The following is a 25,852-nucleotide window of genomic DNA, read 5'->3' as shown; positions in this document are numbered from 1 at the left end:
GAGCGAGATGCGCAGCGCCGGCGGCGGGGCGCCGACGGCGAAGGCAGCGCTGCCGACCAGGGCGAGCCCGGCCTTGCGGGCGACGGCGCTGAGATCGGCGCCGACCCAGGCCGGCGGCAGGCTCAGCCAGAGATGGTGTGCGTCCGCGGCCGCGCGATAGGTGAAGCCGTTCAGCGCCGTCGCAGCGATGGCCTGGCGTGCATGGTTCTCGCGCCGGATGGCGGCCGTCAGGCGGGCCATGGTGCCGTCCTTGATCCAGGCGGTCGCCAAGCCGGACATCAACGGGGGTGCCATCAGGTTGATGATCCGGGTCTGGGCCGTGATTTCGAGCGCCTCCGCTTGGCCCGGCGTGACGACATAGGCCAGCCTTAGAGCGGGCGTCGCGCATTTGGACAGCGTGGCGACGTGCCAGCTTCGTTCGGGGGCGAGGGCTGCGAGCGGGGCCGGCGCGTGTTCGGGCAGCGCGCCATAGGCATCGTCCTCGATGAGGGCGACGCCGTGCTTGCGGGCGATGGCGACCAGGGCCTGCCGCCGCTCGGCGGGCAAGGTCGCGGTGGTCGGGTTGTCGAGTGTCGGCACGCAATAGAGCGCTCTCGGCCGGTTCGTCCGGCAGAGTGCCTCGAAATCGTCGGGCAGGAGACCATCCCCATCGGTGGGCACCGCCGCCAGCCTTACGCCGCAGCGGGCGGCCACCGAACGCAGGCCGGGATAGGTGACCTCGGGCGCCGCCAGCACCGATCCCGGTTCGAGCAGGGCCGACACTACCGCGAACAGGGCTGCCTGCGAGCCCGAGGTCACCACCAGCCGTTCGGGCGAGATGGCGCCGAGGCGGGGCGCCAGGAAGCGCGCGCCGGCAGCGCGGTCGCCGGGAATGCCGGCATTGTCCTGGTAGTGCAGCCGCGCCAGCACGTGGGGCGAGGCGAGGACATCGGCGATACCTTCGGCGATCGCCTCACGCAGCCCGACCTCGGCCGGCTGGGGCGGCATGTTCATGCTCAGATCGATCAGGGCCGTGGCCTCGGTCGGGAGGGGCTCGTCGACGACGATGCGGGCAGGCACGGTCCGGGAGGCGCTGACGATGGTGCCCCGCTTGGTGTTGCCCTCCACCAGGCCGGCGCGCCGGACCTCGTTGAACGCCCGCGTCACCGTGGTGAGGTCGACGCCGAGCGCCTTGGCGAGCTGGCGCTGCGGCGGCAATTGCACGCCCGGTGCCAGGCGTCCCGAGCGGATGTCGGCCGACAGCGCCTGGGCGATGGCGAGATATTTGGGCGCATCGCGGGCCAGTTCGGCGGGGAGCCAGAATGCCGCAGGCGAATTGTCTTGCATTTGTATGCCTACAATAATACAAAGTGAGCGTTGATCGACCCGGAAAATCGCAAAATTCTTCGATGTCAGGTCGATTTCTTGATTCTCGACGGCAGGATAGTCATATTTGTATGGAAATTCAATCCATACATTCTGCCGGAACGAAGGAGCCCTTCGATGGAAGAACAATCGGCAGCCTCACAGTCGATCTGGCGTTGCGGCATGCGCGGCCGCTGCCCGCGCTGCGGACAGGGCAAGCTCTTCAACGGCTTCCTGACGCTCGCTCCCAAATGCAATGCCTGCGGGCTCGATTATTCCTTTGCCGATCCGGCGGATGGCCCGGCCTTCTTCGTGATGATGACCATGGCCTTTCCGGCCACCGGCTTCGGCATGTGGATGGAACTGAGCTTCGAGCCGCCGCTCTGGGTGCATTTCGTCACCACATTGCCCTTCCTGCTGCTCTCCTGCATTCCCATCCTGCGTCCGATCAAGGGCGTGCTGGTGGCGAGCCAATATATCAACAAGGCGGAGGAGGGGCGCCTGGTGCCGCAGGACGAAGCCCCGCATGAGCAGCCGCGCCTGGCCCGACAGAGCTGACGGGCGCGATTGCCTCAGCCGGCTGCAATGGGCCAAAATGGCGCTTCTTCCGTTGCAAACGCATTCGTAACCCAGCCTTGCTTGCGCTGGAGCAAAGTGCGATTTCTCGCGAATCGCACTTCCTCTCCAACTCTTTGTTTTGACGCGTTTTCTTAATTGAAAAGTCTATCAACTTTTCTGGAAAACGCTTTAGCCTTGGGTTCGACACCTGAAACAGCGGGGCCTGTCTCATGTATTCGTCCTTCGCCGTTCCGGTGTCGCCGCGCGGTTTCCATGACCGGATCTATGCCGGCGAGATTGCCTGCTTTAGCGGACTCTCGCCGATGCAGGCATTGGTAGCCTTCACCCGAGGCCTGCTGGAAGACGCTTTCCATCCCCACCAGCCGCCCGAGATTCATCGCCATCTCGACCATGACCGGCAGGTCGAGGAATTTTCCAGGCTGCAGAAGGCATTCGTCCAATCCGCCGAGGTCAAGCGCCTGTGGAGCGAAATTTTCGCAGCGCTCGGCCTCGATCCGGAAAAACTCGCGCGTGACCGGCTGCATCTTCGCTTCCAGCCCCACCAGCCGCCTGCAGCGAACCTGCCGCGGGCGCGCAGCACCGCCACGATCGCCTTTCACCGCGACACCTGGGGCTCCAACCTCTACGCGCAGACCAATTGGTGGGCGCCGATCTATCCGATCACGGCCGGGCGCACTTTCGCGATCTATCCGGATCTGTGGACCAGGGCGGTGCCCAATACCAGCGCTTCCTTCGATCTGGAGGCCGTGCTGGCCCGTGCCAAGGTCGCAGGTCGCCATGCCGTCGATGCCGACGATGCCATCCCGCATCTGAGCGGCGCCGTGGATGTCGGGAGAGTCGAGCCAGTGGTGGTCGAGCCGGGGGAGGTGATCGCCTTTTCCAGTGCGCATGCGCATGCCGGCGTGCCCAACAGCACCGATTTCACGCGCATCTCGCTGGAGACGCGAACGCTCTGGATCGAGGATATCGCAACTGGGCGCGGTGCCCCCAATATCGACGGCGACGCGCCCTGGATGGCGCCCGGCTGGTTCCGGCGCGTCAGCGACGGTGCCAGGCTGACGGAACTCCTGGGCCTCAACGCCCTCGAGCCTTACAGGCGCGAAGACCCGGTGACCTGACGATCGTTCCTCGCCGGTCTCGTCAGGTCGCCTGTTCGGCCTCGTGCCGCTTGCGGTGGCCGCTCATCGATGCCCCTGCATTGTAAGGCAGCTTGGCGTTCACCGGCGAAGCCAGCAGGGAAATGGCGGTGACGAACAGGAACGCCATCGAGAAGTCCATCAGCGTGGCGTGCTCGTGTCCCAGGACCAGCTTCGAGCCGGTCAAGGCCAGTGCGCCGGCGCAGATGCCGAAGGACAGCATCAACTGCTGGAAGGTGGTGTAGAAGCTGTTGGCCGAGGAGGTGCGGGTTGGCGGAATGTCGTCGTAGCAGACGGTGTTGTAGGCGGTGAACTGCAGCGACATCGAGAAACCGCAGACCAGCAGTACGGCGAAGATGGCCCAATGCGGCCAGTCGGGGCGGAACAGGGCGCAGGCCGCATAGAGCAGGCTGGAAAAGATGCTGTTCCAGATCAGCGTGGTGCGGAAGCCGAAGCGCTTGAGGATCGGCTTGGCCGCCGCCTTCATCAGCATGGAACCGCAGGCGGTGGCGAGGGTGAGCAGGCCGCTCTCCGCCGCCGACATGCCGAAGCCGATCTGCATCATCAGGGGCAGCAGAAAAGGCTGAGCGCCCTGGGTGATGCGCGAGAGCGAGCCGGCGACCAGCGAGATGCGGAATGTGCGCACCCGCATCAGGCTGAGGTCGAGGATCGGGGCGAAGTCGCGGGGCTTGCGGGCATGGACGACATAGACCGCGCCGCTGACGAGGCCGATCACCAGCAGGGCGATGGCGAGCGGCGCTTCCTCGGCGCTGCCGCGGCTGGTCATCTCGAAGCCGAACAGCAGGCAGGCGAGCGAAATGCCGGAGAGCACGAAACCTTTCATGTCGAAGGGCTCGCGCTTGTCTTCCTTCATGTTGGGAATGAAGATCTGGGTGAGCACCAGCCCGAGCAGGCCGATCGGGATGTTGATGTAGAAGATCCAGCGCCAGTCGAGGAAGGTGACGATGAAGCCGCCGACCGGCGGGCCGAGGATCGGGCCGATCAGCGCCGGCACCAGCAGCCAGCCCATGGCGGAGACGAGGTCCGATTTGTCGACGGTACGCAGCAGGACCAGGCGGCCGACCGGCACCATCATCGCCCCGCCAGCGCCCTGCAGCAGGCGCGCCGCGACCAGGACGGGCAGGGTCGGTGCCCAGGCACACAGGATCGAGCCCAGCATGAACACGGCGATGGCGATCGAGAACACGCTGCGGGCGCCATAGCGGTCGGCGATCTTGCCGCTGGCGGGAATCAGTACGGCCAGGCTGAGCAGGTAGGACGTCAGCGCGATGCTCATATGTGCCGGCGAAACGTCGAAGGATTTCGCCATGGTCGGCAGGGCAGTCGCCAGGATGGTGGCGTCGAGCTGTTCCATGAACATGGCGCTGGCAATGATCAGCGCGGTGGTTCTGAAATTGGGCCGTGCCATCCGGGGCATCAGGCCAGCGGTCACTTCGGACATTGGAGCAGGCAATTCATGACAAGGCCCGTCCCAAGGGGCGGGCCAGAATGGTGGCCGACTCGACGCCGGTCATGACGCTTGATTGTTTATAGGCACGCTTTTGTTCTGACGAAATGGCAAAAGTAGGGAGAGACAACATATAGTTTCGCATAGCTGAATCGCGCTGGGCGAGATGCAAGCCGGTTTGCAGGTCCGGCGCATCGACGCCGCATATGCCGAAGATTTTATTCAGCGATATAAGATATTATCCAATTGGATCATACATCCCGGAAAAGAGCGGGATTCTTTCGAAATTTTTGCTGTTTTTGCGGGTGGATGACGCTTTCGCGCTTGATTTTTGTCGTTTTCGGGCGGCATAAGCCTAGTCATCGGGAAGGGGATGGGCCTCGTCCTTCAAGAGCCGGACATGCCGTTGCCGACCCATTTCAACATCTTTGCGTTTGCGGATGACGCCTCCCTGCTGCCGGCCTGCATGCCGGGCATGGGCGTGGCTACCCGCAGCCAATGCAAAGGTGCCGGCCGCGACCTGTCGAATGCGAACCGTATGATCGTCGCCAGACTGGCGCAGGATCACACGAGAATCTGAACCGGCGGCAGGGCAGTCCCCTCCGCCTTGATGGCAGGAGGGTATGTACGCCCGCGACACACTCCAAACAATCCGGACGGTCGGCATGCTCCGCATGCCAGCGTGTGGCCGCGTGCACATCATCGTGCTGTCATCATTCCGTCTTTTCGTTGCCGGACAACTGTCCAGCTAGACCAGCCAACGGGGCTGGCCGGGAGTCAGACAGCGAAAACCAGAAGCCGGCCGGGTAACCGGTCATCCATTCCTCCAGCCCGTGTTAACTCCAGGAGCCGAGCGTTGAGGTAGTCATGTCGTCCCACCCCGCTTTGATATTGAATGCCGATTTCAGACCCTTGCGGTATTTTCCGCTATCGCTGCTGTCGTGGCAGGATGCGCTGAGGGCCGTGTTTCTCGACCGCGTGAGCGTGGTGGCGGAATATGATGCCGTGGTGCGCAGTCCGTCGACGACGATGCGCCTGCCGTCCGTGGTTGCCTTGCGCGACTATCAGAAGGTGGAGCGCATGGTGCCGTTCACCCGTTTCAACCTGTTCCTGCGCGACGGCTTCACCTGCCAATATTGCGGCGATGGTTTCCAGGCCCGCGATTTGCAGTTCGAGCATGTGGTTCCCCGCTCCAAGGGCGGGGCGACCTCATGGGAGAACATCGTCGCGGCCTGTGGCGACTGCAACGCCCGCAAGGCCGACCGTATGGATATGAAGCCCTTGCGCAAGCCGGCGCGGCCTTCGCCCTGGGACCTCCTGGAGGCGAGCCGGCATTATCCGCACAACTATCTGCACGAAAGCTGGGTCGACTATCTCTACTGGGACAGCGAACTGGTTTCGTGAGGATCCTCAAACCGGAGAGGGCGGTGGCGACACCGTCCTCTTTTGCTTATGCGCCGCGAGCGACGGCATGCCTGCCGATCGCGATTGCCTGGGAGAAGACGGGATGCCGGAACTGACGGACTTCAAGGTCTTGACCTTCGATTGCTACGGCACGCTGATCGACTGGGAAACCGGCATCTGGAATGCGCTCCAGCCCTTGCTCAGCGCCGGCGGGCGGGTGATCGGGCGCGAGGAGGCGCTCGCTGCCTTCGCCCGCCGCGAGACCGAGCAGGAACTCCAGACGCCCTCGCTGCTCTATTCGACCCTGCTTGCCGTCACCCATGCGCGGCTGGCGCAGGATTGGGGCATCGCCGCCCATGCCGACCTGCATGAGCGCTTCGGCGCTTCCGTGCCGGACTGGCCGGCCTTTCCGGATTCGGCGCAGGCGCTGGCTTATCTGAAGCGCCACTACCGGCTGGTCGTGCTCTCCAATGTCGACCGCCGTAGCTTCGCCGGCAGCAACACCAAGCTCGGCGGTCTTTTCGACGCGGTCTACACCGCCGAGGATGTCGGTTCCTACAAGCCGGATCCGCGCAATTTCAGCTATCTCATCGAGCATTTGTCGCTGCAGTTCGGCCTCGAGCCGGCCGATGTGCTGCACACCGCCCAGAGCCTGCACCACGATCACGTGCCGGCGTCACGGATCGGCCTGGCACGGGCCTGGATCGACCGCCGCGCCGGCAAACAGGGCGGCGCCACCTTGGTGGTGGAAGGCGTGCCGGAGCCGGATTTTCACTTCCACAGCCTCGACGCGTTGGCCGAGGCGCATAGAAGAGCACTCGGCTCGCAATCCTGATGTGACGCCCATTCGTTTCGACAATCTACGCTGCCGATCTAACGGTAAATCATCTCCCAGACGGTCTTGAGCAAGGCTTTGCAGGCAGACTCTGACTCAACCCATATGACGCATGTCGCCAATTCCGTATCTTCCGTATGCATCTCCGGGACGAATTTAGGGGCATTGGTCGTCATCGCGTTCACAACCAATTCACTCCAGCGATATGAATCCGGTTTGCCGCCCGTGGCCGCAGCGAAGCGATGATTCGCCTCTTCAAACTCCGGACCGTAGGGGGAAAACTCAATTTGCCAGGAAAGCGGAATGAGCCGACCATGATAGATTGTGGCTCCCAATACGGACAGGGCAATAGGGCTCCAGCGATCGCTTTCCCAAACTTCATCCTTCGAGACAATTGCCTTTAGGTCATCGGGAATGAGCCAATCCGGGCAGGGGCGAGTTAAGGTCATTTGCGCTTTCGCTGTTGGTGACACGAAAAGGCCTCCTCCGAGGAAGATCTGTCGCGAGGATCCTATTTTTCCTGGCACTATGCGTTTCTGATCCCCCCGGTACGGAACAATAGATCGCCTTTTGCGAGGCTCCAAACGAAGTCCTGCGAGGCAATAGTAACCACGCCCGATGCGTCGGAGCCCTAGCCTATCCGGACAAAGTACGATTTCACCATACGTGTCCCGCGTAAGCCAAAGCAGCATATGTTCGTCATGTTCCGACCTTGCCGCCTTTGGCGTTCTTACGGAGCCCTCGCATCGATCAGTCCCTGCTGGCGCAAATCGCTCCAGAAGGCGTCGGGAATGGCGACGCCGAGCAGGCTGACATTCTCGGCGGCCTGTTCGGGCGTGACGGCGCCCGAAATCACGCTCGCCACGATCGGGTGGCGCAGCACGAACTGGAAGGCGGCCGCCTTCAGCGGCACGTTGTGTGCGGCGCAGACGGCCTCGATCCGCCGCACCTTCTCGATGATCTCCGGGGCGGCCGGCGTATAGCGATAATAGGGCGTGGGCACGCCGGCGCCGGTGGCAAGGATGCCGGAGGCGAAGGGCGAGCCGATCACCACGCCCACCCCGCGCTCCTGGCAGAGCGGAAATTCGAGGTCGAGCGGGCCCTGGTCGATCAGCGTGTAGGGCATGGCGACCAGGAAGAAATCGAGGTCGAAGCGCTTGAGCATTTCGGGAATGGTGCCGAGCACGTTGACGCCGGCGCCGATGCCCTGGATCTCGCCGTAATGCTTGAGCATTTCGAGCGCGCGCCAGCCCGAGCGCTCCAGGTCGAGGAAATGCTGGGCGACGAGGTCGGCCGAGCCGACATGCGGCACGTCGAGGTCATGGATGAGCAGGAGGTCGATACGGTTGATGCCGAGCCGCATCTGGCTCTGCTCATAGGCGCGCATCACGCCATCATAGGTATAGTCGAAGCGCTCCTGGAAGGAGAGGCCGCCATACCAGAACGGTCCCTTGAAAGTGTCGACGTCCTTGGGCCGGTGGAAGGTACGGCCGATCTTGGTGGAGAGGATGAAATCCGAGCGCGGCCTTTGCCGCAGCGCCTCGCCGAAACGCAGTTCGCTGAGGCCGCGGCCATACCAGGGCGAGGTGTCGAAATAGCGGATGCCGGCGTCCCAGGCGCCCCTGAAGGTGGCGCGGACCTTGTCCTCGTCGAGGTTCTCGAACATGTCCCCCATCGGGCCGCCGCCGAGGCCGACGGGCGTGAGCATGACGGAGGTCTTGCCGAGCCGGCGAGGCGCGGCATTGCCGGGCATGATGGGGAGCTGCATGGGTTTCCGTCCCTGAAGTCTTGAAGGTTGGATTCTGATTTGTCCGACAATGGTAGTGGCAAACGCTGCCCTGTCCAGAGGCTGCGGCACTATTACGCCTGTTCCAGCCTCGCCCGCGCCGTGCGCAGGATGGAGGCGGTGATGTCCTGGAGGCCCTTCTCCACGGCCCGGCTCCAATGCCAGTAGAGCGGCACCAGCAGCCGCGAGCCGGGATGAATCGCGACGAGGGACCCCTCCGCGAGATAGGGTCTCACCAGCGACAGCGGGTTCATGCCCCAGCCGAGCCCGGCCAGGGCGCCGTCGACGAAGCCGCGGGAGGAGGGGATCCAGTGGCTCGGCCGGCTTATGGGCCGGCCGAAGGTCTCGACCAGCCAGCGGTCCTGCAAGGCATCCTTGATATCGAAGGTGAGGCAGGGGGCCTGCCGCAGAGCCTCCTCGCTGAGACCCTCGGAAAACCAGCGCCTGACGAAGGCCGGGCTGGCGGTGGCGACATAGGTCTGCACGCCCAATGCGCGGCTGCCGCAGCCCTGGAACGGACCGGGTGCCGTGGCGACCGCTGCGCTGACCTCGCCGCGGCGCAGCCACTCGGCGGTGTTGCTCTCATCGTCGAGCACCAGGTCGAACAGGCGTCCCTCCAGGCCGGACAGGGCGGGAAGGAACCAGGTCGCCAGGCTGTCGGCATTGACGGCGATGCGCACGGTAGGGGCGGGTCCCGGCGGCACCAGGCCCCCGAGTTCGCCGCGCAGTGCATGCTCCATCAGGCCGACTTCCTCGGCATGGCGGCAAAGCCGCTTGCCGGCCGTTGTCGCCGTGCAGGGCTGACCCCTGACGACCAGGCCGGTACCGAGGCGTTCTTCCAGGAGCTTGACCCGTTGCGAGATCGCCGAGGGCGTCACCCCGATCTCCTGCGCCGCCTTGTCGAAGGAACCGGTACGCACCACGGCGGCCAGCGCTTCCAGCAGCGCATAGTCCAGCATGGATTAATTTTCCTAATCCAGAGATAGATTATTTAAATTTTCTAATTCTCCCGGCGCGTGTAGTCAAACGCGGTCCCGGCGATCGGTTCCCCATCTGTCATCCCGTGCGCGTCGCAGCGCGAAGCGGTGCGGCGCAGACACGGGATCGGGCGCCGTCAAAGGGCTGTTCTGAACGCGGTCCCGCGTCTGCGGCGCATCATTGCATGCTGCACTGCGCGCGGGATGACACAAGGAAAGACCATGACCAACGCGCTCATATCCGGATTCCTGCTCGGCCTCAGCCTGATCGTGGCGATCGGGGCGCAGAACGCCTTCGTGCTGCGGCAGGGTCTCAGGCGCGAACATGTGTTCTGGGTCTGCCTTGTCTGCGCTTTGTCTGATGCCGTGCTGATCAGCATCGGTGTCGCCGGCTTCCAGGCGGTGGGCGTGGCCGTGCCCTGGATCGAGCCGGTGATGCGCTATGGCGGCGCCGCCTTCCTCATCCTGTACGGCCTCCGCAGCTTCCGCTCGGCGCTTGCCGATCATGGCGGGCTCGATCCGGGCGATGCTGCGGGGCTTGGACTTGGCCGGGCGCTCGCCATCTGCCTCGCCTTCACCTGGCTCAACCCGCATGTCTATCTCGATACGGTGGTGCTGCTCGGCTCGATCTCCACGCAATATCAGGGTGCCAAGCTCGCCTTCGGTGCTGGTGCGGTCAGCGCCTCCTTCCTGTTCTTCTTCTCGCTCGGCTATGGCGCGCGCCTTCTGCGCCCGCTCTTCGCCCGGCCCGGTGCCTGGCGGGTGCTGGACGGGCTGATCGGCATGACCATGTGCGGGTTGGCGCTGAAGCTGGTGATGTGAACGGATTGGGGCCGGTCCTCAAACCGGCTGGTTTGCCGCCAAGCGCGGAGGTTACAGGTCAGTGTGAAGACTCCCCTTTCAATATGTCTCGGGCAAATCGAGAAAGGTTGGGATGGGGCAGCGTGACCCCTCATCCGGCGCTTCGCGCCACCTTCTCCCGCAAGGGGAGAAGGCGAGCGGCAAGCTCTGCGTCTTCCGAAATAGATCACCTTCTCCCCCTGCGGGAGAAGGTGCCGGCAGGCGGATGAGGGGTTACGCTCCCCCATCTCGACTTCAGCTCTCAACACCTTGAAAAGGGCCGGTCCTCAAACCGCCCCCCATGCTCACTCCTCGTCCTTCAGGCGATAGCCGATGCCGGGTTCGGTCTGGATGATGCTCGGATTAGCGGGATCGCGCTCGATCTTGGCCCTGAGCTGGCCGATGAAGACGCGCAGGTAATGCAGGTCCTCGGCATGTGCAGTGCCCCACACCGAGGTCAGCAACTGGCGGTGGGTGACGACCCGGCCGGCATGACGCGCCAGCATGGCGAGCAGGTCATATTCCTTGGGTGTGACGCGGATGGCCTCGCCGTCCCGGCTCACCAGCCGCTTCAACGTATCGATCACCAGGCCGTCGCTCTCGAAGCGGGTGGCGTTGCCCTCCTCATGGGCCTTGTGGCGCAAAGCGGTGCGGATGCGGGCGATCAACTCGCCGATACCGAAGGGTTTTTCGACATAGTCGTCGGCGCCGAGGTCGAGGGCAGCGATCTTCTCGGTTTCGCGATCGCGGGCAGACAGCACGATGATCGGTACTTTCGACCATTCCCGCACCTTGGTGATGATGTCCTTGCCGTCCATGTCGGGTAGGCCGAGATCGAGAATGACGAGATCCGGCGCGGCGGTGGCGATCAGGCGCATGGCGTCGGTGCCGTTGACGGCCGGCGTCACCTCATAGCCGGCGGCAATGAGGGCCGGTTTCAGGAAGCGCTGGATCTGCGGCTCGTCGTCGACAACCAGGATATGCATAGGGGAGGAGACTCTTGACGGAATCGGAAGTGGGTCTGCCGGTCCGTGCTTCGGTGTGCCGATCTCCAGATCGGCACGGGAAACGATATCGATGCCGATCTGGAGATCGGCACACCGCAAAGATGTGCGGCATCATGCCCCGGCTGGCAGGCGGATGACAATGCGGGTGCCGCGCTTGCGCACGGCCGGGCTCTCGGCGGTGATGGTGCCGCCCATGGCCTCGATGAAGCCGCGGCTGATCGAGAGGCCGAGGCCGGTGCCCGGTGCCCGGCCGTCGACCTTGCCCCGCCGATAGAACTTGTCGAAGATTTTCTCCAGATCGGCCGGCGGAATGCCCTTGCCCTGGTCGGTGATGGTAACGACCACTTCGTTGTCCTCGCGCCTGGCGAACACGGCGGTCGAGGAATCTTCCCCGCCATATTTGTGGGCGTTGTCGAGCAGGTTGAACAGCACCTGGCCAAGCAGGGCCTGGTCGCCGCGCACCAGCGGCAGGTCGGTTGCCAGGCTGGTCTCGACCAGGCGGGTGGGGAAGGCTTTTCGCGCACGCTCCACCGCACCGCGGACGACGTCGGCGACGTCGAGGAGGTCGCGTCGTGCATTGAGGGCGCCGGCCTCCAGGCGGCTCATGTCGAGGAGATTGGCGACGAAACGGCTCAGCCTGGCTGCTTCCTCTTCGATGGAGGCGAGCAGATCGTCCCGGCTCTCCTCGTCCATCTTGGTGCCGAGCTGGCGCAACGTGGTGACGGCCCCGGTGATGGACGCCAGCGGCGTGCGCAGATCGTGCGAGAGCGAGGAGAGCAGGGCGCTGCGCAGCTTTTCGCTCTCCTCGAGCGCAGCGGTGCGTACATTCTCCTTGGCGAGCTTGGCCCTGTCGATGGCGATGGCGGTCTGGTCGAGTATGGCGACGAGAATACGCTCCTCGGCCGGGGAAAGTGGCTCGGCTCCTTCAGGTTGGGCCAGGCCAAGCACGCCGACGGCGCCATTCGGGGTCAGAATCGGCCTGAATTCGAAAGCGATGTTGGGCAGGGTGCCGGTGCCCCGGCCGGCGATCTCCTTCTTCTCGAAGGCCCAGCGCAATGCCGTCATGTCGGTGGAATCGAGGTTGATGTCCGGAGGCCAGGCGGCGGTGACAGTGAGTTCGTCATCGTGCGGCACGGCGATGACCACCCGCCCATGCAGTGTCGCCTGCGCATGGGCGACGGCGGCCCAGAGCACGTCGTCGAGGCTGGTGATGCCGGAGAGCTTCCGGGAGAACTCGTAGAGCGACATGATGTTGGCGGCCCGCCGCCCTTCGCCCTCCGCCCGCTCGCGCACCCGGCCGGCGAGATCGCCCGCCACCACGGCCACGATCAGGAATACCGCCAGGGCGAAAACCTCGTGAGGCTCGGCGATGGTGAAGTTGTAGAGCGGCGGGATGAAGAAGAAATTATAGGCGAAGAAGGAAAGCACCGCCGCCGTGATGGCGCTCCAGCGCCCGACCGTGAGGGCGCTGGCGAGCACCGCCATGAGGAAGAGCATGGAAGCGTTGGGCAGATAGACGAAGTGCCTGAGGCCGACACCGATGCCGATGGCCGCCGCAACGCAGCCTGCCGCCATGGCGAGGCCGGCGAGCGAGGGCTGCAGGGCAAGCCGGCGCCACCAGCGCCGTGCGGGCGGGGCTTCGGTCCCGGTGTTGGTGATGACGGTGACGTTGATCTCGCCGGAGCGGTGCAGCAGGTCGTCGGCGAGAGAACGTCCGGTGACGCGCTGCCACCAGCTCGCCTTGCCGCTGCCGAGCACGATCTGGGTGACGTTTTCGGCGCTGGCGAGCCTGAGGATCTCGCCGACATAGTCATGGCCATTGAGCCGCCGGACCTCCGCGCCCAGGCGCTCGGCCAAGCGCAGATTGGCCTCGAGCCCGGCAAGCGCCTCGCCGCCGACTTCCTGCCCCGGGCGCTCGACCGTCACGGCCAGCCAATCGGCATTGAGCCCAGTGGCAAGCCGCCCGGCTGCCCTGACCACCTGCTGTGAAAACGTATCGGGCCCGACGCAGACGATCAGCCTGTCAGCCGTTTCCCAGGGGCCTTCGATGGCGTTCTGGCGCAGATAGGCGAGCATCTGGTCGTCGACGCGCTCGGTCGTGCGGCGCAGGGCGAGTTCGCGCAGGGCCGTGAGATTGCCGGGCTTGAAGAAACCGTCGGCGGCGCGCCTGGCATTGTCGGGCAGATAGACCTTGCCTTCTTCCAGCCGCTGGATCAGCTCGGCCGGGGTGATGTCGACGACGATGACCTCGTCCGCCTTCTTGATCACGCTGTCGGGCACGCTTTCGCGCACCGTCACGCCGGTGATGCGCGAGACGACATCGGTAAGACTTTCCAGATGCTGGATGTTGAGCGCCGTCCACACGTCGATGCCGGCGCCGATCAGTTCCTCGACGTCCTGGTAGCGCTTGGGATGGCGGCTGTCCGGGGCATTGGTGTGGGCGAGTTCGTCGACGATGATCAGGCGCGGCCTTCGGGCCAGTGCCCCGTCGATGTCGAACTCCTCGAGCTCGCGGCCGCGATAAGCGACCCTGCGCCGCGCCAGCAGTTCGAGCCCGTCCGTCAGGGCGGCGGTTTCGCTGCGGCCATGGGTTTCGACGATGCCGACGACCACATCGACGCCGGCTTCCTTCTCCCGCCGCGCCCGCGACAGCATGGCGTAGGTCTTGCCGACCCCTGGTGCGGCGCCGAGAAATACGGTGAGGCGGCCGCGCCCCTCCCGTCCCGCCAGGCTCAGCAGGGCATTGGGATCGGGACGTCTGTCGGAGGGGAGGGGCATGGGGTTGATTTGGTGTGCCGGTCTTCAGACCGGCATGGTTGGAGAAGGTGCCGGTCTGAAGACCGGCACACCAAAAGGCTCACTTCTTCATAGCATCAAGGGCGAGGTTCAGCGCGAGAACATTGACACGCGGCTCGCCGATCAGGCCGAGGAGCCGGCCCGATGTCTGGCTGTCGACCAGGGCCTTCACGTCGGCTTCCGGCAGGGTGCGGGCCTTGGCGACACGCTGGATCTGCAGCGCGGCGTCGGCCGGCGAGATGTCGGGGTCGAGGCCCGAACCCGAAGTCGTCACCGCATCGGCGGGAATTGCGCCGGTCACGCCCTGCTTGCGCAGGTCCTCGACCGAGGCAGCGACCCTGTCGGCCAGTGCCTTCGAGGTCGGGCCGAGATTGGAGCCGCTCGAATTGCTGGCGTTGTAGGGCTGCGCCACGGTCTTGCTGGCGTCGTTGGGATCGGTGCCCGAGGTTGCCGAGGGCCGGCCTTGGAAATAGCGCTCGGAGGCGAAGTTCTGGCCGATCAGCGACGAGCCGACCACCTTGCCATTGCTGGCGATCAGGCTGCCATTGGCCTGGCCGGGCAAGGCTACCTGGGCGATGCCGGTGATGGCGAGCGGATAGAGAATACCCAGCAACAGGGTGAACAGGGCCATCATCACGATGGCGGGGCGAATATGGATCAACATGGGTTTGCTCCTTTGGAGCGCTGAAACAGGGTTGCCATGCGAGGCGGAAGCCCGTCCTGCAGGGAGAGGCAGCAGCAGGTGTGCCTCGGATTGGCGCCGGTGGGACAGAGCGAGCCAGCGGGCCACGCTCCATCCGTTTCTCGTGCGCATCGCCGTCACGCCAGATGCAGGGCTGCGACCACGAGGTCGATCAGCTTGATGCCGACGAAGGGCACCAGCAGTCCGCCGAGGCCGTAGACCAGGAGGTTGCGCCGGAGCAGTGCTGCCGCGCCGACCGGCCGGTAGGCGACGCCCTTGAGGGCCAGCGGGATCAGGGCGACGATGATCAGCGCGTTGAAGATCACCGCCGAGAGGATGGCCGACTGGGGCGATGCCAGGTTCATCACGTTCAGCGCCCCGAGTTCGGGATAGGTCGCGATGAACAAAGCCGGGATGATGGCGAAATATTTGGCGACGTCATTGGCGATCGAGAAGGTGGTGAGCGAGCCGCGCGTCATCAGCAATTGCTTGCCGATGCCGACGATCTCGATCAGCTTGGTGGGGCTGGAGTCCAGGTCCACCATGTTGCCCGCTTCGCGCGCCGCCTGGGTGCCGGTCTGCATGGCGACGCCGACATCGGCCTGGGCCAGCGCCGGCGCATCGTTGGTGCCGTCGCCGCACATGGCGATCAGGCGGCCGCCCGTCTGTTCCTTGCGGATATAAGCGAGCTTCTGCTCGGGCGTGGCCTCGGCCAGGAAGTCGTCGACGCCGGCTTCCGAGGCGATCGCCGCGGCGGTGATCGGGTTGTCGCCCGTCACCATCACGGTGCGGATACCCATCGAACGCAGTTCGGCGAACCGTTCCTTGATGCCGGGCTTCACCACGTCCTTGAGGTGCACGACGCCCAGGACGCGGCTGCCGTCGGTGACGCCGAGCGGGGTGCCGCCCGTGCGGGCGACCTTCTCCACCGCCTGCCGGAAGGCGGCGGGCGCGGCCTCCAGCGTGGTGCCGGCGAACTTCACGATTGCATCGACGGCACCCTTGCGGATGGAACGTCCGTCGATGTCGATGCCCGACAGGCGAGTCTGGGCGGCAAAGGCGATGGTGGTGATGGCCTTGCAGGTCAGGTCCGGCTGTGTCAGGCCATATTCGCCCTGGGCCAATGCGATGATCGAACGACCCTCCGGCGTCTCGTCGGCAAGGCTCGCCAGCAGCACGGCTTCGGCCAGGTCTTGCTCGCTGACGCCGGGCACCGGCAGGAATTCGGTCGCCATGCGGTTGCCGAAGGTAATGGTGCCTGTCTTGTCGAGCAGCAGGGTGTCGACGTCGCCGGCGGCCTCGACCGCGCGGCCGGAGGTTGCCACCACGTTGAAGCGGATCAGGCGATCCATGCCGGCAATGCCGATGGCCGAGAGCAGGCCGCCGATGGTGGTGGGGATGAGGGTGACCAGGAGCGCCACCAGCACGGTGATGGAGAGCAGCGTGCCGGAATAGCCGGCAAGGCCCCAGAGCGTGACCACGGCGATCAGGAAGATCAGCGTCATGCCCGACAAGAGGATCGACAAGGCGATCTCGTTGGGGGTCTTCTGGCGCTCGGCGCCTTCCACCAGCGCGATCATGCGATCGATGAAAGAGGAGCCGGGCTGGGTGGTGATGCGCACCTTGATCCAGTCCGACAGCACCTGCGTGCCGCCGGTGACGGCTGAGCGGTCGCCGCCGGATTCGCGGATCACCGGGGCGGATTCGCCGGTGATGGCGCTCTCGTTCACCGAGGCGACACCCTCGATCACCTCGCCGTCGCCGGGGATGAGGTCACCGGCTTCGACGATGACGATGTCGCCGATCGCCAGCCGGGTGGCGTCGACGACCTGGAAGTTTCCCAGGTCGGCCGCCGCCGAAGGCATGCGCTTGGCCTTGAGGTCGGACTTGGTGCGCTTGAGGCTCTCGGCCTGGGCCTTGCCGCGCCCTTCGGCCACGGCTTCGGCGAAGGTGGCGAACAGCACGGTGAACCACAGCCAGGCGGCGATCTGCGCGCTGAAGCCGACACCGGCGCTGGTAAAGGCGTCACGCAGGCTGAGCACGGTGACCAGGGCCGCCACCACCTCTGTGACGAAGATCACCGGATTGCGGATGAGCAGCCTGGGGTTGAGCTTGACGAAGGCATCCTTGATGGCGGGCAGCAGGATGGCCGCATCGAACATGGAGGGAGAAGTCGGTTTGGATGACATGATAGCCATTCCTCAAAAAGTCTTGCCGGCGAGCATGACGAAGTGCTCGACGATCGGCCCCAGCGCGAGCGCCGGGAAGAATTGCAGGCCGCCGACGATCAGGATGACGCCGACCAAAAGGCCGACGAAGAGCGGCGTGTGGGTGGGGAAGGTGCCGGCCGAGGCAGGCACCCTGGTCTTGGCGGCCAGGGAGCCGGCAATCGCCATTACCGGTACGACATAGGCAAAGCGTCCCAGCAGCATGGCGATGCCGAGCGTGGCATTGAACCAGGGCGTGTTGCCCGACAGGCTGCCGAAAGCCGAACCATTGTTGGCTGTCGTCGAGGTGTAGGCGTAGAGCAGTTCCGAAAGACCGTGCGGGCCGGCATTGCCGAGCTGCGACAAAGCGAAGGGCGCCATGGCCGAGACCGCGGTGAAGCCGAGGATCGCGGTGGGCAGGATCAGGATCGCCAGCACGGCGAACTTCATCTCGCGCGACTCGATCTTCTTGCCGAGGAGCTCCGGTGTGCGGCCGACCATCAGGCCGGCGATGAACACGCTGAGGATGGCGAAAACGATCATGCCGTAGAGGCCCGAGCCGACGCCGCCGGGCAGGACCTCGCCGAGCTGCATCAGGAACATCGGAATGAGGCCGCCGAGCGGGGTCAGCGAGGAATGCATGGCGTTGACCGCGCCGCAGGACAGACCGGTAGTAACGGCTACGAAGACAGCGGTCATGGCCTGGCCGAAGCGGATCTCCTTGCCTTCCATGTTGCCGAGAGCACCGTCGAGGCCGAGATGCGCCAGGATCGGATTGCCTGCGGTTTCGGACCAGTACACCACGGCCACACCGGCAATCAGAAGGACGCCCATGGCCGACAGCAGGGCCCAGCCCTGGCGGCGGGAGCCGACCATCTGCCCGAAGGTGTAGACCAAGGCCGCCGATATCGACAGCATCGAGAAGATCGACAGGAAGTTGGCCAGCGCGGTGGGGTTTTCGAAAGGATGGGCCGAATTGACATTGAAGAAGCCGCCACCATTGGTGCCGAGCTGCTTGATCGCCTCCTGGCTCGCCATCGGCCCCATGGCGATGGTCTGCTTGGCGCCTTCCAGCGTGGTGGCGTCGACACCGGCCTGCAGCGTCTGCGGGATGCCCATCGCCACGAAGGCGAGAGCGACCACGACGGCGATGGGCAGCAGCACATAGAGCGAAGAACGGGTGAGATCGACCCAGAAATTGCCGAGCGTCTGGCCGCCCGAGCGCATGAAGGCACGGGTGAGAGCGAGGGCAAGGGCAATGCCGGTGGCGGCCGAGACGAAATTATGCACGGTGAGACCGGCCATCTGGCTGAAATGGCTCATGGTGCTTTCGCCGGCATAATTCTGCCAGTTGGTGTTGGTGACGAAGCTTATCGCCGTATTGAAGGCCAGGTCCGGCGCCAGGTTGCCGAAACCCTGCGGATTGAGCGGCAGATAGGCCTGCAGCCGCAGGATCGCGTAGAGCGAGGCAAAGCCTGCCATGCTGAAGAACAGCATGGCCAGCGTATAGGCGAGCCAGCCCTGTTCCCGGGCGGGGTCGATGCCGGAAAGTTTGTAGAAACCCTTCTCGACGGGTGCCAGGACGGGCGAGAGGAAGGTTCTCTCACCGGAGAAGACACGGGCCATATAGGCGCCCAGTGGCTTCACCGCTGCGAGCACCAAAGCGAACAGAAGGATGATCTGAAGCCATCCGTTCAAGGACATGGAAGTTCTCCAAAAGAACACGGGCCCCGCCGATCCTCCGGGGGAGATCGTCCCTTGGGGGATTGGCGTGGAGCCCGGAAAAGCGAGAATGAGCAGGGGGCGGGACCGTTTCCCGATGAGCCGGTCCCGCGCCCCGTCACGCGCCATCGCACCGGTGCGGGGGCAGCCGGCGTGGGAGGGCGGTGAAGCTGCGCAGCTCAGAAACGTTCGGGGCGCACCAGCGTGAAGACGAGATAGGCGCCGAGCAGGACGGCCACGAGAAGGCCTATGAGGGGATCGAACATGATGCGCCTCACAGCCTGTCGAGGACGCGGGCATAGACGACCATCAGCAGCAGGCCGCCGAGCCCCAACGCCATATAGGCAAGATCTAGCATGACAAACTCCAACCCGATTGGGCATGGCTGTGGTTTGCCACCAAAGCGCGTCAGGGTTCGATTCCGATTGTCGAGCCCGGGCGTAAGGAAAGTGTAAGGATTGGGGTGGATGTCACCGAGGTCAGAGCGTCCCCGGAGTCCACTTCAGATCGATGATCTTCCAAGCGTCGTAGGATCGCTCGTCAAAGCGAAGAGCGCCCTTGTGCGCGAGACACCGCGTGGCGGCGCGAAGGACGTTGGCCCCGACCGTGGCGCTTGTCGCAGCAACCAATTCAGGTCGTCGCGCAAGCGTGCTGTCGCGATTGAAGAAAATACGCACGGTTGCCCATTGGGTGCCGGATTGCCCGATCGCGGGTGCCACACAGGGGCGCATGGCACGGGTCAAGATCTCCTGCATTTGCATGATCTGCGCAGGGCCGATCCTCGCTCTATCTGCCCGTGCTGCTGCCCCAGGGATCGCGAAGCAGGCAATGAGGGTCAGCCCAACCGCGACCGAGCGCAGGCCCGCGCCTTTCCAGATCAGGTTCGTACATGGCAAATTGCGTCGCAGGATCACTGGCCGGGCGCCCAGTTGGGCGGGGCCAGTTCGAAGCCTTCGAAGCGGAAGCCGGGCGCTACCGTGCAGCCGACCAGGGTCCAATCGCCGAGGCTGCGAGCAGCCTGCCACACGCCCGTCGGTACCACGCCCTGCGGCCGCTGGCCGGCGGCGAAGTCGGCGCCGAGGATCAGGCGCTCCGTCCTCTCGCCGTCAGCCGAGAGGTCGAGGGCCAAGGGCGCGCCGGCATGGAAATGCCAGATCTCGGCGGCGTCGACCCGATGCCAATGCGAACGTTCGCCGGCCTGGAGCAGGTAATAAATCGCGGTCGAGGCCGAACGGTCGCCGTGAAGGGCGCTATCTTCGAAGGTGCGGACATAATGCCCGCCCTCGGGATGCGGCTGCATGTCGAGGAGGGCGATGATCTCGGCGGCGGTCGGCATGGTCATTCCTGTTGTTTGGAAGAGTCCCGTTTTCCGGGACTCTCGACACTCGCAATATCGGAGCCGGAGGGCGCTCAGAACCGGTTCTTGCGCTCGCGCAGTTCGGTGAACACGGCGACGGGATCCGCTCCTGCCAGTCCGACCTGTGCGGCAATGCCGGCATCGTCGGCGCGCAGGAACGGATTTTCTTGCTTTTCGGCGCCCAGCAGCACCGGCAGGGTGAAGCGGTGGGCGCCGCGCTGGGCCTCGACCTCGGCTGCTCGCCTGGCGAGTGCCTGGTTGGCGGGATCGACCGTGAGGGCGAAGCGGGCATTGGCGAGGGTGTATTCATGCCCGCAATAGAGCTGCGTATCGTCGGGCAAAGCCCGCAATTTCAGCAGGGATCGCCACATATCGGCCGGCGAGCCCTCGAACAACCGGCCGCAGCCGAGTGAAAACAGCGTATCGGCGGCAAACAGCAGCTTCTGCTCGGCGAACCAATAGGCGATGTGGCCGACGGTATGGCCGGGTGTGTCGATGATTTCGGCCACAAGTGAGCCGACATTGACGGTGTCACCCTCCACGACGGTTTCGTCGACGGCCGGGATGCGGTGGGCATCGGCTTTCGCTGCGACCACCCGGCAGCCATAAGAGGTCTTCAACGCCTCGATGCCCTCGACATGGTCGGCATGATGATGGGTGACCAGGATGTCGGTCAGCCGCCAGCCACGTCGTTCGAGGGCGGCTTCGATCGCTTCGGCCTCCGGTGCGTCGATGGCCGCGGTGCGTCCGGTGGCCTCGTCATGAAGCAGCACGCCGAAATTGTCGCTCCGGCACAAGAACAGTTCGATCAGCGCGCTCATTCTCACCCTCGCGGCATGCACATTTATTTGGAGATGCGTCCCCTTCTATGCGATTGGCGGTGTGAGGTCACGCAAACGATGGCGCGGACCGGCAGTGATGAGGGAACCCTGAAAATGTCCGGCGGAACTGTGGTGATCGGCGATGCGCCCCTGACCATCGATGCGCTCACCGCCATCGCCCGCGAGAGCCGCCATGTGATCCTGTCACCCGCAGCCCGCGGGCGCATAGGTACGGCACGCTCGGTGATCGAGCTGGCCATTGCCGAGAACAAGCCGGTCTATGGCCTGACCACCGGGCTTGGCGCGGGCGTCGACACCCGGCTTTCCGCCGACGATCTTGCCGCCTTCCAGCGGCGTGTCGCCTTTGCCCGTGCCGTCGGCGTGGGCGACGAAATGCCAGTCGCGGAGGTCAGGGCCATGATGGCGGCGCGTATTGCCGGCATGAGCGTCGGCCAGACCGGCGTGTCGCTTGCCGTCGTCGAGGCGCTGGCCGCTGCCCTCAATGCCGGTTTTCATCCCATCGTGCCGACGATCGGCTCGATCGGCGCCGCCGATCTCGCGCCGCTTGCCCATATGGCCCTGGCGCTGCTCGGCGAGGGCCAGGCCGACTATCGCGGTGAGCGCCTGGCCGGCGCCGAGGCGCTACGGCGGGCCGGGCTGCAGCCTGTGCCGATCGGACCGAAGGACGGGCATGCGCTGGTGGTGGCCAATGCCGCCTCCACCGGCCGCGGTGCCCTGGCGCTCGCCGAAGCGCGCCTGGCGCTCGATACGCTCGACCGCGCCGCGGCCCTGTCGATGGAAGCCTTCGGCGCCAATATCACCCCCCTGTCCGAGGCGGTGAACGCGGCCCGCCCGGCGCCGGGCCAGGGCGAGGCGGCCCGCGCGATCTATGCCCTGCTGGCCGGCGGCCCCCTCGGCGACAACAAGGCGAGCCGGCGGGTCCAGGACCCGCTGTCCTTCCGTTGTGTCGCACCGGTACACGGCGCGGCGCGCACCGCCTTTGCCGAGGCGGAGGCGATGGTTCTGCTCGAACTCAACCATTCCGGTGACAATCCAGTGATCGTCGAGGGGCAGCTGGTTTCCAACGGCAATTTCGACATGACCGGGTTCACCCTGCGCTTCGAGGCGCTGTCGCAGGCCCTCTCGCATGTGGCGACGATCTCGGCCCAGCGCGCCTTGAAGCTGATGTCGCCCGTCTATTCCGACCAGCCGCGTTTCCTTACCCCGATGGGCCAGAGCCGCACCGGCTTTGCCACACTGCAGAAGGCGATCGGTGCGCTGGAGGGCGAGATCCGGGCGCGGGCCCAGCCGGCGACCCTGGCCTTGCTGCATGCCGCCGACGGCGTCGAGGACCATGCCGCCAACGCGCCGGCTGCGGTGACCAAGCTCGGGGAGAGCGCGGAGCGGCTGCTGGTGCTGGCGGCCTGCGAATTGGTGGTGGCGGCGCAGAGCATCGACCTGCGCGGCACGGTCGCGCTGGGCGAGGGTACCACGCGCATCCGCGATTTCGTGCGCGCCCATGTCGAGCGCCTGGAGGAGGACCGTCCGAGCGGCCCGGACGTCTCCCGCCTGGCAGAGGCGATCAGGGCACGGGGGTGGGGAGGCTGAGCGGTGTTTCGGCTGGTTGACCGTCTATTTGTCAGGCAATAGCTTGAAGCCCATCAAAACGCTCAACGCCATCCGGGCCCTGACATCATGCTCGACTACCCCATCATCGACAGCCATGTTCATCTGCTCGATCCGGCGCGCCTGGGTTATGCCTGGGCCGAGGGCATCACCGGCCTGCGCTCTAAGGCGGTGCCGGCGGACGTGTTCGCCGCGGCCAAGCCGGTCGAGATCGAGCGTTTCGTCTTCGTGGAGGTCGATGTCGATGCCGGCCAGCATCTCGACGAAGCCGCCTGGGTGGCGGAGCTCGCGGCGGCCGAGCCCCGGCTCGGCGCCATGGTCGCAAGCCTGCCACTCGAAAAGGGGATGGCCGTCGAGGCCGATCTCGAACGGCTGCGCCAGCACAAGGCCCTCAGGGGCATCAGGCGGCTGATCCAAGGCCAGGCCGACCCGGAATTCTGTCTGCAGCCCGGTTTTCTGGCTGGCCTCAAGCTGCTGGCCCGCCACGATCTCTCCTTCGATATCTGTATCCTGCACCATCAATTGCCGAACGTGATCCGCATGGTTCAGCAATGCCCTGATGTCCGCTTCGTGCTCGACCATATCGGCAAGCCGGCGATCAAGGCGGGCGAGATGGAGCCCTGGCGCGCCGATTTGAAACGGCTCGCTGCGTTGCCCAACGTCCATTGCAAGATCTCCGGCGTGTGTACGGAGGCCGACCACCGCAGCTGGACCCGCCAGGAGATCACGCCCTATGTCGAGCATGCCCTGGAGAGCTTCGGTTTCGAGCGCGTGATGTTCGGCTCGGACTGGCACGTGCTGGAGCTGGCGGGGACCTATCCCGACTGGGTGCATGTCGTCGACGAGATCGTGCATGACTGCTCGCCGTCGGAACGGCGCAAGCTGTTCAGGGACAATGCCGCGGCGTTCTATCGGCTGAGGTGAGGAGGCCGAGGGTGGCGTTCTGTCGAGCGGCACCTCTCGTCCCCCTGCCGGGACCTTCTCCCGCAAGGGGAGAAGGAATTTGATTGGGATGGGCCGCAAAATCTTGCATGCGGCCAGACCGCGTTCCTTGCCAAATAAAGCTCCTTCTCCCCTTGCGGGAGAAGGTGGCGGCAGCCGGATGAGGGGTGGACCGCCCTCTACTGCGTGACGACCTTGACGCGGTCGCCCGGCCTGAGCGGGCTGGTTTCGTCAAAGCCGTTCAGCACCAGGAAGCGCTCGAGCTGGTCCTGGGGGCCGGCCATGCGAGCTGCCAGGGACTGCAGCGTATCACCCGAGCGCACGGTGATGATGTCGATATGCTCGGGCCGCACATTGCGCAGCTCGTCCGGCGTCATGCGCCGGAAGCTGTTGGCGGTTTCCTGGAACAGGGCGTCGGTGGCGGGGCTGAGGTCGCGGGCCGCCAGGATCAGGCGGTAGACGTCGCTGCCGAAGCGGATGGCATAGAGGCGGAAGCTCCAGTCCGTGCCACGGGCGAGGGCGGTTGCCGCCTCGTTGCCGTTGATGCGCAGGGTGGAGACGGAGGAGGTGTCCACGCCGCTGATCCAGCCGGAGGCAAGATAGTCGGAAAGCGACTGGCCGTCCTTGGTCTTGACCGTGTCGAGGCGCAGCGCCCGGCCGTTGCCGTCGACGCCGAGAATGGCCTGCGGCGTGTTGTCGAGGGTGAAATTGGGCGGAGCGGTGAAGGTGAAGGCCAGGCGCGGCTGCCAGAAGATGCGGCCCTGCACATAGCCCTGCGCGGGATCCTCGCCATAGGTGATGCCGTCGATCACCGACAGGTAGCGGAACTTGTCATGCTCGCCCGAGCCGGGAGCGCCATATTGGGCAGCCTCGGTGTTGGCCTTGGCGATGCGTTCGGGCGTGGAAGGATGGGTCGACAGGAAGTCCGGCGTGGTCTGGCGCGAGCGCGCCTCCACCTGCCGGCGCATCGAAGTCAGGAAGCGCGCGGCGCCATAGGGGTCGAAGCCGGCCTTGGCGATGGTGCGGATGCCGATCTCGTCGGCATTCAGCTCCTGCTGGCGCGAGAAGCTGGCCAGGCTGTTCTGGCTCGATGACACCAGGCCGGGGTTGTGCACGACGCTCGCCACCTTGGAGACGACCAGGGATTGGCGTTCGCGGTCGGCGCGCGCGGCGGCGTGGCGCGCGGACACATGCGCCATCTCATGGGCGATCACGGCGGCGATTTCGGCATCGTCATTGGCAAGCGCGAGCAGACCGCGCGTCACGTAGAGCCGGCCGGAGGGCAGGGCGAAGGCGTTGATCGACGAGGCGTTCAGCACCGTCAGCTTGTAGGGAATGTCGGGCCGATCGGATTGGGCGGCAAGACGCTGGACGAGATCGTCGAGATAGCGCTCCAGGGTGGCGTTGCGATAGGCGCCGCCATAGGAAGCCAGAACGCGGGCGCTTTCGCGGTCCTCGGCATTGGGGGGCGCAATCACGCGCGGAGCTTCGGCGGGGAGGGCGGCCGGCGTGGCGCGCGGAAGGTCGCCCGCCTGGTCGTTGTCGCCCACGGTGGCGCAAGAAGTCAGGCCGAGCGCAACCGCCAGGACGCAAACCCGCAGCCAGTTCGGTTGTCTTGCCGCGCCCCCCAGCATCTCGCTCAGCTTCCCACTCCTCTCACGGCGACACCGGTGCGACCTGTTCGATCGCCGCCGGTTCGGTAATGTCGATGCGGGGCCCGTCGCGCATCGTGACGACACCACGAGCCCTGATATAGCTGCCCTCGAGAGCAGCAGCGGTGAGACCGGTTGCCTCGAAACGTGGCCATTGTTTGGCGGGTATCGCCAAAGTCACGTCTTCTCGCCAGATTTTGCCGAAATCGATCCACACGGTCGTCTTCGTCACTCCAACATGCAGCACGCGTCCCGCCACGATGACGAAGCCATCGGCATGGCGGGCAACGGCCTGGGGAGTCGCCGCATCGGCGACTGCATAGCCCGGTTCGGCCCAGAGGCCAAGCCGAGCCCGGCGGGCATTGTCTTCTGCAGTCATTAATTCTGTGTAACACAGATCTTCCCCAACGGAAGGCCGAATGCGCGCCAAGCCGCGGGCGGCGAGATCGGCGGCAAGATCGCGGCCTTCGAGATAGAGCGCTCCGCGCAATGCGCCGTGCCTGTCGGGCGTGGCCGGGCCTACCAAGGTCGCAGTGGTGTCGGCGAGATCGGGCAGGTGCAACGAGGAAAGATCCACGCCCGCAAGCCTTATCCTGCGGCCGTCCGCGAGCAGGAGATGGCCATCCTCGTCCTTGCCGGCAATCGTCACATTCTCGCCTGCTTCCGCCGGG

The 25,852-nt window shown here is 65.2% G+C and carries 24 protein-coding genes; 8 read left to right on the top strand and 16 right to left on the bottom strand.

All coding sequences use genetic code 11. The features are described from left to right. On the bottom strand, positions 1-1,326 hold a 1,326-nt coding region (locus BA190_RS24385), incomplete at its 3' end, for a PLP-dependent aminotransferase family protein (protein WP_068293643.1). 156 nt (positions 1,327-1,482) lie between these two features. On the opposite strand from BA190_RS24385, the gene BA190_RS24380 reads away from it, so the two are divergent. After that, positions 1,483-1,902, top strand: a complete 420-nt coding sequence (locus BA190_RS24380; RefSeq protein ID WP_068293640.1) for a DUF983 domain-containing protein — start codon at positions 1,483-1,485, stop codon at positions 1,900-1,902. A 230-nt stretch (positions 1,903-2,132) separates the two neighbouring features. Further along, positions 2,133-3,041 (top strand): hypothetical protein, encoded by a 909-nt coding sequence (locus BA190_RS24375; RefSeq protein ID WP_068293636.1) that lies wholly within the window; start codon positions 2,133-2,135, stop codon positions 3,039-3,041. A gap of 22 nt (positions 3,042-3,063) precedes the next feature. Here the strand turns inward: BA190_RS24375 and BA190_RS24370 are convergent, their stop codons facing one another. Continuing rightward, a complete protein-coding gene (locus BA190_RS24370; RefSeq protein WP_068293633.1) occupies positions 3,064-4,521 on the bottom strand; it encodes a DHA2 family efflux MFS transporter permease subunit in 1,458 nt (485 codons plus the stop codon). Between the two features lie 406 nt (positions 4,522-4,927). Between BA190_RS24370 and BA190_RS24365 the strand changes: the two genes are divergently transcribed. The 3 genes from BA190_RS24365 (at position 4,928) to BA190_RS24355 (ending at position 6,766) form a co-directional block, all read left to right on the top strand. Then, positions 4,928-5,107, top strand: coding sequence for a hypothetical protein (locus BA190_RS24365; protein WP_156771684.1), 180 nt, complete (start codon positions 4,928-4,930; stop codon positions 5,105-5,107). 287 nt (positions 5,108-5,394) lie between these two features. Then, positions 5,395-5,931: an HNH endonuclease gene (locus BA190_RS24360; RefSeq protein ID WP_068293627.1), complete on the top strand. Its 537-nt coding sequence runs from the start codon at positions 5,395-5,397 to the stop codon at positions 5,929-5,931. Between the two features lie 103 nt (positions 5,932-6,034). Further along, positions 6,035-6,766: a haloacid dehalogenase type II gene (locus BA190_RS24355; protein ID WP_068293624.1), complete on the top strand. Its 732-nt coding sequence runs from the start codon at positions 6,035-6,037 to the stop codon at positions 6,764-6,766. A 38-nt stretch (positions 6,767-6,804) separates the two neighbouring features. Here BA190_RS24355 and BA190_RS24350 read toward each other — a convergent pair whose 3' ends face one another. The 3 genes from BA190_RS24350 to BA190_RS24340 form a co-directional block, all read right to left on the bottom strand. Next, positions 6,805-7,239 carry a hypothetical protein gene (locus BA190_RS24350; protein WP_156771683.1) on the bottom strand — a complete coding sequence of 145 codons (435 nt, stop codon included), beginning with the start codon at positions 7,237-7,239 and terminating at the stop codon, positions 6,805-6,807. 257 nt (positions 7,240-7,496) lie between these two features. Continuing rightward, complete coding sequence (locus BA190_RS24345) at positions 7,497-8,534, bottom strand: aldo/keto reductase (protein WP_245314939.1); 1,038 nt, start codon at positions 8,532-8,534, stop codon at positions 7,497-7,499. A gap of 92 nt (positions 8,535-8,626) precedes the next feature. Next, on the bottom strand, positions 8,627-9,511 hold the full coding sequence (locus BA190_RS24340; RefSeq protein ID WP_068293618.1) for a LysR family transcriptional regulator ArgP: 885 nt from the start codon (positions 9,509-9,511) through the stop codon (positions 8,627-8,629). Between the two features lie 240 nt (positions 9,512-9,751). Here BA190_RS24340 and BA190_RS24335 point away from each other — a divergent pair, with 240 nt between their 5' ends. Beyond that, the gene (locus BA190_RS24335) at positions 9,752-10,351 is read left to right on the top strand and encodes a LysE/ArgO family amino acid transporter (protein WP_068293615.1); all 600 of its coding nucleotides are present in this window, start codon (positions 9,752-9,754) and stop codon (positions 10,349-10,351) included. 323 nt (positions 10,352-10,674) lie between these two features. Here BA190_RS24335 and BA190_RS24330 read toward each other — a convergent pair whose 3' ends face one another. The 9 genes from BA190_RS24330 to gloB form a co-directional block, all read right to left on the bottom strand. Continuing rightward, a complete protein-coding gene (locus BA190_RS24330; protein ID WP_068293612.1) occupies positions 10,675-11,355 on the bottom strand; it encodes a response regulator in 681 nt (226 codons plus the stop codon). Positions 11,356-11,487: 132 nt separating this feature from the next. Next, positions 11,488-14,154, bottom strand: a complete 2,667-nt coding sequence (locus tag BA190_RS24325; RefSeq protein ID WP_068293608.1) for a sensor histidine kinase KdpD — start codon at positions 14,152-14,154, stop codon at positions 11,488-11,490. A 79-nt stretch (positions 14,155-14,233) separates the two neighbouring features. Then, positions 14,234-14,836, bottom strand: a complete 603-nt coding sequence (kdpC, locus tag BA190_RS24320; RefSeq protein ID WP_068293604.1) for a potassium-transporting ATPase subunit KdpC — start codon at positions 14,834-14,836, stop codon at positions 14,234-14,236. A 155-nt stretch (positions 14,837-14,991) separates the two neighbouring features. Beyond that, complete coding sequence (kdpB, locus tag BA190_RS24315; protein ID WP_068293601.1) at positions 14,992-17,043, bottom strand: potassium-transporting ATPase subunit KdpB; 2,052 nt, start codon at positions 17,041-17,043, stop codon at positions 14,992-14,994. A 12-nt stretch (positions 17,044-17,055) separates the two neighbouring features. Further along, the gene (gene kdpA / locus BA190_RS24310) at positions 17,056-18,765 is read right to left on the bottom strand and encodes a potassium-transporting ATPase subunit KdpA (protein ID WP_068293598.1); all 1,710 of its coding nucleotides are present in this window, start codon (positions 18,763-18,765) and stop codon (positions 17,056-17,058) included. 197 nt (positions 18,766-18,962) lie between these two features. Beyond that, positions 18,963-19,061 carry a K(+)-transporting ATPase subunit F gene (gene kdpF, locus BA190_RS36110; RefSeq protein ID WP_202908516.1) on the bottom strand — a complete coding sequence of 33 codons (99 nt, stop codon included), beginning with the start codon at positions 19,059-19,061 and terminating at the stop codon, positions 18,963-18,965. Between the two features lie 201 nt (positions 19,062-19,262). Beyond that, positions 19,263-19,697 (bottom strand): hypothetical protein, encoded by a 435-nt coding sequence (locus tag BA190_RS24300; RefSeq protein ID WP_068293592.1) that lies wholly within the window; start codon positions 19,695-19,697, stop codon positions 19,263-19,265. Continuing rightward, positions 19,694-20,125 (bottom strand): cupin domain-containing protein, encoded by a 432-nt coding sequence (locus BA190_RS24295; protein WP_202908515.1) that lies wholly within the window; start codon positions 20,123-20,125, stop codon positions 19,694-19,696. Before BA190_RS24295 ends, BA190_RS24300 begins: the two co-directional genes overlap by 4 nt. A gap of 68 nt (positions 20,126-20,193) precedes the next feature. Further along, a complete protein-coding gene (gloB, locus tag BA190_RS24290) occupies positions 20,194-20,961 on the bottom strand; it encodes a hydroxyacylglutathione hydrolase (RefSeq protein WP_068293587.1) in 768 nt (255 codons plus the stop codon). 114 nt (positions 20,962-21,075) lie between these two features. Here gloB and hutH point away from each other — a divergent pair, with 114 nt between their 5' ends. Then, positions 21,076-22,569, top strand: coding sequence for a histidine ammonia-lyase (gene hutH, locus BA190_RS24285; protein WP_068293583.1), 1,494 nt, complete (start codon positions 21,076-21,078; stop codon positions 22,567-22,569). An 87-nt stretch (positions 22,570-22,656) separates the two neighbouring features. Then, positions 22,657-23,511, top strand: coding sequence for an amidohydrolase (locus tag BA190_RS24280; protein WP_068293579.1), 855 nt, complete (start codon positions 22,657-22,659; stop codon positions 23,509-23,511). Between the two features lie 197 nt (positions 23,512-23,708). Here the strand turns inward: BA190_RS24280 and BA190_RS24275 are convergent, their stop codons facing one another. Both BA190_RS24275 and BA190_RS24270 read right to left on the bottom strand, forming a co-directional pair. Continuing rightward, the gene (locus BA190_RS24275; RefSeq protein WP_068293577.1) at positions 23,709-25,163 is read right to left on the bottom strand and encodes a M48 family metalloprotease; all 1,455 of its coding nucleotides are present in this window, start codon (positions 25,161-25,163) and stop codon (positions 23,709-23,711) included. Between the two features lie 22 nt (positions 25,164-25,185). Then, positions 25,186-25,830 carry a thermonuclease family protein gene (locus BA190_RS24270; protein ID WP_162275202.1) on the bottom strand — a complete coding sequence of 215 codons (645 nt, stop codon included), beginning with the start codon at positions 25,828-25,830 and terminating at the stop codon, positions 25,186-25,188. Positions 25,831-25,852 lie beyond the last annotated feature (22 nt).

Origin of the sequence: Labrys sp. WJW (genome assembly GCF_001676615.1) — a bacterium.
In the GTDB taxonomy this organism is placed as follows: domain Bacteria; phylum Pseudomonadota; class Alphaproteobacteria; order Rhizobiales; family Labraceae; genus Labrys; species Labrys sedimenti.
This window is presented reverse-complemented; position numbering and strand designations above follow the sequence as displayed.

Bases quoted from the DNA above. Each gene is read 5' to 3' on its own strand.
- BA190_RS24380 (WP_068293640.1), top strand. From the start codon at position 1,483: ATGGAAGAACAATCGGCAGCCTCACAGTCGATCTGGCGTTGCGGCATG.
- BA190_RS24375 (WP_068293636.1), top strand. From the start codon at position 2,133: ATGTATTCGTCCTTCGCCGTTCCGGTGTCGCCGCGCGGTTTCCATGAC.
- BA190_RS24370 (WP_068293633.1), bottom strand. From the start codon at position 4,521: ATGTCCGAAGTGACCGCTGGCCTGATGCCCCGGATGGCACGGCCCAAT.
- BA190_RS24365 (WP_156771684.1), top strand. From the start codon at position 4,928: ATGCCGTTGCCGACCCATTTCAACATCTTTGCGTTTGCGGATGACGCC.
- BA190_RS24360 (WP_068293627.1), top strand. From the start codon at position 5,395: ATGTCGTCCCACCCCGCTTTGATATTGAATGCCGATTTCAGACCCTTG.
- BA190_RS24355 (WP_068293624.1), top strand. From the start codon at position 6,035: ATGCCGGAACTGACGGACTTCAAGGTCTTGACCTTCGATTGCTACGGC.
- BA190_RS24345 (WP_245314939.1), bottom strand. From the start codon at position 8,534: ATGCAGCTCCCCATCATGCCCGGCAATGCCGCGCCTCGCCGGCTCGGC.
- BA190_RS24340 (WP_068293618.1), bottom strand. From the start codon at position 9,511: ATGCTGGACTATGCGCTGCTGGAAGCGCTGGCCGCCGTGGTGCGTACC.
- BA190_RS24335 (WP_068293615.1), top strand. From the start codon at position 9,752: ATGACCAACGCGCTCATATCCGGATTCCTGCTCGGCCTCAGCCTGATC.
- BA190_RS24330 (WP_068293612.1), bottom strand. From the start codon at position 11,355: ATGCATATCCTGGTTGTCGACGACGAGCCGCAGATCCAGCGCTTCCTG.
- BA190_RS24325 (WP_068293608.1), bottom strand. From the start codon at position 14,154: ATGCCCCTCCCCTCCGACAGACGTCCCGATCCCAATGCCCTGCTGAGC.
- kdpC (WP_068293604.1), bottom strand. From the start codon at position 14,836: ATGTTGATCCATATTCGCCCCGCCATCGTGATGATGGCCCTGTTCACC.
- kdpB (WP_068293601.1), bottom strand. From the start codon at position 17,043: ATGTCATCCAAACCGACTTCTCCCTCCATGTTCGATGCGGCCATCCTG.
- kdpA (WP_068293598.1), bottom strand. From the start codon at position 18,765: ATGTCCTTGAACGGATGGCTTCAGATCATCCTTCTGTTCGCTTTGGTG.
- BA190_RS24295 (WP_202908515.1), bottom strand. From the start codon at position 20,125: ATGACCATGCCGACCGCCGCCGAGATCATCGCCCTCCTCGACATGCAG.
- gloB (WP_068293587.1), bottom strand. From the start codon at position 20,961: ATGAGCGCGCTGATCGAACTGTTCTTGTGCCGGAGCGACAATTTCGGC.
- hutH (WP_068293583.1), top strand. From the start codon at position 21,076: ATGTCCGGCGGAACTGTGGTGATCGGCGATGCGCCCCTGACCATCGAT.
- BA190_RS24280 (WP_068293579.1), top strand. From the start codon at position 22,657: ATGCTCGACTACCCCATCATCGACAGCCATGTTCATCTGCTCGATCCG.
- BA190_RS24275 (WP_068293577.1), bottom strand. From the start codon at position 25,163: ATGCTGGGGGGCGCGGCAAGACAACCGAACTGGCTGCGGGTTTGCGTC.